The following is a 5,011-nucleotide window of genomic DNA, read 5'->3' on the forward strand; positions in this document are numbered from 1 at the left end:
CTCCTCGGGCAGGCACCGCCAGGCTGAGCAACTGCTCGGGCAGCGAAGGCAGCGGGATGATCGCCGGCACCTTGGGCGCCTCGCGGCGCACTCCGGCCATGTCGTTGGCCCACTGCCACAGCAGCCAGGCCAGGCCCGCGCCCGCCACGGCGAGCACGGCCCAGGTCAGCAGCCGGCGGGGGTTGGCTGTACGTTCCATGCCTGCCCTCACCCCTGGTTCGGCTTGCCGGTGACCAGCCCGACCTGGGCCAGTTCGAGGCGGCGCAGCAGGTCGAGCACCTCGACCACCTTCTGGTACTGCACGCCGGCGTCACCGCGCACGATCAGCGGGAAGTCCGGGTTGCGCGCCTTTTCGCTGCGCAGGCGGTCCTCCAGCTCCTGCAAGGTCACCGGGTAGGCGTCGAGAAACACCTGGCCGGCGTCGTTGATCGAGATCGCCTTGGTCTTGGGCTGGGCCAGCGACACCGAGGCACTGGCCTTGGGCAGCTGCACCTGGATGCCCGACACCTGGGCGGTGGCGGTGAGGATGAACATCACCAGCACCACCATCAGCACGTCCACCAGCGGGGTGATGTTGATGCTGTCCACCGCGGCGTCGGCGTCGTCGTCATGGGCGTTGTTCACGGATGCCATGGCTGCCTCCTCACGCCGGGACCGACGGGCTGACGGCACGGCCCTGGGGGCGCTGCGCCGCTTCGCCGGCCTGCCCTTCGCCATGCAGCTCGGCCAGGCGGGTGATGAACTCGTCGATGAACACCCGCATGTCGGCGCCGACCTCGCGGTTGCGCGTGGTCAGGCGGTTGTAGCCGAACAGCGCGGGGATCGCGACGAACAGGCCCATGGCGGTGGCCAGCAGCGCGGCGGCCATGCCCGGGGCGATGGCGTTGATGTTCACGTCGCCGGCCATGGCCGTGCCGAGGAACACCACCATGATCCCCAGCACGGTGCCCAGCAGCCCGATATAGGGCCCGCCGGCAATGGCGTTGGACAGGGTCGAGAGCTTGGACGACAGGGCCTGGTTCTCACGGGTGCGCACACCGTCCATGGAGCAGCGGATCGCCTCGATGGTGGCGGCGGACACCAAGGTGGTGTCCGCGCCCTGGGCGCGGCGGGTGCGAAGCTCCTGCACCGCCACCAGGTACAGGCGCCACAGCGACGAGCCCTGCAAGCGTTGGTGCAGGCCCTGGTCGTCGGCGAACTGCTCAAGGCGCGTGCCCACCGTGGCGAAGTGTTCGCGGAACTGCGCATTGGCGGTGGTGACCCGGCTCAGGGCGCGCTGCTTGCGCAGCATGATCACCCACGACTGCACCATCATCAGCACCAGCACGGCAATGATCACCCAGGCATCGACCGGCACCGCCTTGAGCAGGAAGCCCAGGCTGCCGAAGCCGAAGCCCGACTGTTCCTCATCGACGCCATAGGCCACCAGGCGCGACTCGGCGCCCTGGGCCAGTACATCCGCTTGCAGGCTGGCCTGGCTGCGGGCCACGCGGGAGATGCGCAGTTCATCCAGCGCGCCGACGAAGGGGGCGAAGCCGCTGGCGGGCGTGCCTTCGCTGGCCGGCAGGTCGCCGCCGATGCCCAGCGCGCCAGTGAACGCGGCCAGGCTGACGGCCAGTCGGGCCACCGGCTGGCCATCGACCAGCAGGCTCAGGCTGCCGCCCTCGCCCACCAGGGCCAGGTGTTGCCACTGGCCGGCCGTCAGCGCCTGGTTGGCGCTGGCGCGCTGGCCATCCACCTCGACAAAGGCCACGCCTTGGGCCAGGCCCAGCAACAGGCTGTGCCCCGCCTCGCGGCGGGCCAGCAGCAGCTGTTCGCCCACCGCCTGGTCCTGGCGCAACCAGGTGCTGAAGGTGAAGGCCGCGCCGGCAGGCAATTGCAGTGAAGCACTGGCCGGCAGTTGCAGGGCCTGGCCACCCAGCTGGATGGCCCGGCCGATCACGCCGTCGACCGCCACGGCCTGGCCTTGCAGTTGATTGCCATACGGGCTGGCATCGCGGGGGCCTGCGCCGTCGAAGTGGTACAGCGCGGTGTAGTCGGCGTCGAAACTGGGCTGGCCGTTGGTGGCCTGGGCCTTGGCGTTGCCGTAGTACATCCAGATATCCTGGCGCTGGCCGGGCTCGATGCGCGGCACGTCGACCCAGACCAGGGCCATGCCCATCAGCGGGTCGAACTGCTCGACATGGTGGTTGAGCACGGTCTTGTCGTCGGCGCCGACGAAGCGGATGTCCGCGCCGGTCTCACTGACACCATCGAAGGTGAAGTTGCCGGTGTGCAGGCGCACCAGCAACGCAGTGCGGCCCAGCGCCTGGGTCAGGCTGGCGCCTTGTGGAGTGGTGTCCACGGCGATCTGCTTGCGGTACAGCCAGTCGTCCTGCCACCAGGCGCTGGCGCTGCCTGGCAGGGCGAAGCCCAGGCACAGCAGCAGGGTCAATATCAGGCGTTGCATGAGGGCTCTCCAGGGCGATGCCGGTCGGGGTTCAGAAGGTCGCCTGCACACTGAAGTGCACGCGCGAGTCATTCTTGTCGGTGTTGGGGCCGTCCTTCAGGGGCACGGCCCAGTCGAGGCTGCCGGACAGCCAGTCGTTGAGCGTGGCGCGGGTACCCACGCCGACACTGGCCAGGCTGTAGCTGTCGTCCTGCTCGGGCAGGGCGTCCTGCAGGCGCAGCTGGGCGCCTTCGGCGAACAGGTAGAAGCGCCAGTCGCTGATGTAGCTGCCGACATAGCGGCCCAGGGAGGGGGTGCGCAGCTCCTGGGACAGCAGCACGCCGTCGTCGCCGGTGCGCTCGGCGGCCAGGTAGCCACGCACCGAGGTGGCGCCGCCGGCGGCGAACTGCTCGTTCGACACCAGTGGCCCGGAGGCCAGCTGGAAGGCCAGCTTCGAGGCGCTCTGCCATTGCCCGGCGAAGTCGAAGGTGTAGCTGGCGTCGCCCTTGAGCGCGGCGAAGCTCGAATTGGCGCGGTAGCGTTTGTAGTCGAACGCCTGGTCGTCGCTGTCGTACCCCAGCAGCCCACGGGTACCGGCCACCAGGCTCAGGCCCAGGCTCAACTGGTCGTGCTCGGTAAAGCGGTAGCCGTTGTAGCCCAGGGTGATGGGCGAGTACTTGAGCGGGACCGTGTCGTTGCTGCCGCCCAGGGCGACCTTCTCGTCGAAGTCCTTGAAGTCGATGCCGATCGACAGCGCGTTGGCCCAGGCGCCGACGCCCGGCAGGTTGTAGATGGCGGATACGCCGTAGGAGTGGCCCTTGCCCAGTACGTTGGTGCCGCCCACGGTGGCCACGTTGCTGTCGGAATGGTAGCCGGAGAACTGCAGCGTCCAGCGTTCATTGAGTGGCGCGGCGTAGGAACCGGACCAGACCTGGGCGTTGTCACGGTCCTCAGGGGCGGTGAACCAGGTCAGCGAGACGCTGTGCCCGGCCTGCCACAGGTTGTTGTAACCGAGGCTGACGACGCTGCGCAGCTGCTCGGTGTCGGCGCTGTGGTCGTTGTTCAACCCCAGGCTCAGGTTCCAGGGCTGCTTGTCCTCGACCTGCAGGTCGACGTCCATGGTGCCCGGGCGCTGCCCCTCGCGCACCAACGGCAGCACCTGGCGCCCCGGCGTTCGGTTGAGGGTGGCCAGTTCGTTCTGCACCTGGGCGAAATCGGGCACCTTGCCCTCCTCCAGCGCCGGCACCTGCTCGCGGATCTCCACCGGCGAATAGTGCTTGGCCCCCACCACGCGCACCCGGCCGACCTTGGTTTCGGTGACCTGCAGGTAGACCACCCCGCCCTCGACCTTCTGCTCCGGCAGCTCGACGAACACCGACTGGTAGCCCCGGGCCTGGTAGCTTTTCTGCAGCGCCTCGCGGGCGCCCTCGAGGTCGGCCAGGGTCCGGTCCGGGCCGAGGTACGGGTACACCGCCGCCTCGATGGCCTGGGCGTCGAGCACGGTGTTGCCGCGCACCACGTACTCGTTGATCTCGACCCGGCGTTCAGGCTGGTTGGCAAGCGCCGTGGCGGCCAGCAGGCACAGCAGTGCCCCTGCGCCCATGCCGCATCGTTTGAAGAAAAAGTGCTCCACACCGCCCCCTTGAGCGCCAGGAATTCGTTGGGTTTCTAGTGGTTGTGATCGGGCGTGCCCGGCCCGTGGTGACGGGCCAGCCAGCTGTGCAGCAGGGCCAGGTTGAGGCTGAATTCCGGCACCGCCTGCAGGCTGGCGCCGAGCACTTCATCGACCATGCGCTGCAACAGCGACACCGCCATGGCGCTGCCCAGCAGCAGCCCCAGGTCGTGGCTGAACAGGGTGAAGTTCCATACCCGCGACTTCAGCTCCAGGCCGGCGAACCAGCGGAACAGCAGGTTGTAGTTGAGCTGTTCGTAGAGCTGCTTCTCGCTGGGCACCGAATACAGCAGTTGCAACAGCAGCACGTGCATCAGCGTGTGCGGGGCGATGGTCATGCCCTGCTGCTCGGCCAGCAGGGCCAGCGGCGCCTGGTACTCGCCCAGCAGCGTCTCGATGCGTGGCTTGAGCAGGGCCAGCGAATGCCCTGGCGGCACGCAACTGGCCACCTCGCGCAGGGCGCCCTGCCAGTCTTCCTGGGACACGATCCAGACCCACGGCGCGCCGTAGCGGTACACCGAGACCGGCTGCTTGCGCGCCGCCTCGACGATTTTCGCCAGGCGCTGGTCGAGCTCCTGCATCCCTACTTTGGTGTAGCGTTCCATAGTTCCCATCGCCCCACTCCCCGCCCGCTTCTACGGTGCGCCCGGCCTGCGGGCCAGACGCGTCGTCCGTGTCCATGGCTTTGACGGAGATGGCGCTTTGCTACCGAACTTTTGTCATGAAAGGTTCATCAGTGGGCGTGTTTGGCGGGAGTGTTGTGGCGACCATGAGATCGAGCGCCGCTCGCGGATGAATCCGCTCCTACAGGTTGTGTTTCGGGCCACGCGGTGAAGGCAACCATGGCCTCACAGGTGCGGCACGTTGCAATAAAGGTAGGAGCGGATTCATCCGCGATGCGCCGCGCGAGC

General features: G+C 68.1%; 3 protein-coding genes and 2 pseudogenes. All 5 read right to left on the reverse strand.

All coding sequences use genetic code 11. From position 1 onward, the window contains the following. A pseudogene (locus P5705_RS25730) lies at positions 1 to 199 on the reverse strand (hypothetical protein); the annotation flags it as partial. Between the two features lie 8 nt (positions 200 to 207). Next, positions 208 to 633 carry an ExbD/TolR family protein gene (locus tag P5705_RS25735; RefSeq protein WP_011534002.1) on the reverse strand — a complete coding sequence of 142 codons (426 nt, stop codon included), beginning with the start codon at positions 631 to 633 and terminating at the stop codon, positions 208 to 210. Between the two features lie 10 nt (positions 634 to 643). Next, the gene (locus tag P5705_RS25740) at positions 644 to 2,449 is read right to left on the reverse strand and encodes a DUF2341 domain-containing protein (protein ID WP_277463681.1); all 1,806 of its coding nucleotides are present in this window, start codon (positions 2,447 to 2,449) and stop codon (positions 644 to 646) included. A 31-nt stretch (positions 2,450 to 2,480) separates the two neighbouring features. After that, a complete protein-coding gene (locus P5705_RS25745; protein WP_277463682.1) occupies positions 2,481 to 4,031 on the reverse strand; it encodes a ShlB/FhaC/HecB family hemolysin secretion/activation protein in 1,551 nt (516 codons plus the stop codon). Positions 4,032 to 4,311: 280 nt separating this feature from the next. Next, positions 4,312 to 4,411 (reverse strand): annotated as a pseudogene (locus P5705_RS26515) (transposase); the annotation flags it as partial. Positions 4,412 to 5,011 lie beyond the last annotated feature (600 nt).

Source organism: Pseudomonas entomophila (assembly GCF_029478665.1).
GTDB lineage: Bacteria > Pseudomonadota > Gammaproteobacteria > Pseudomonadales > Pseudomonadaceae > Aquipseudomonas > Aquipseudomonas entomophila_F.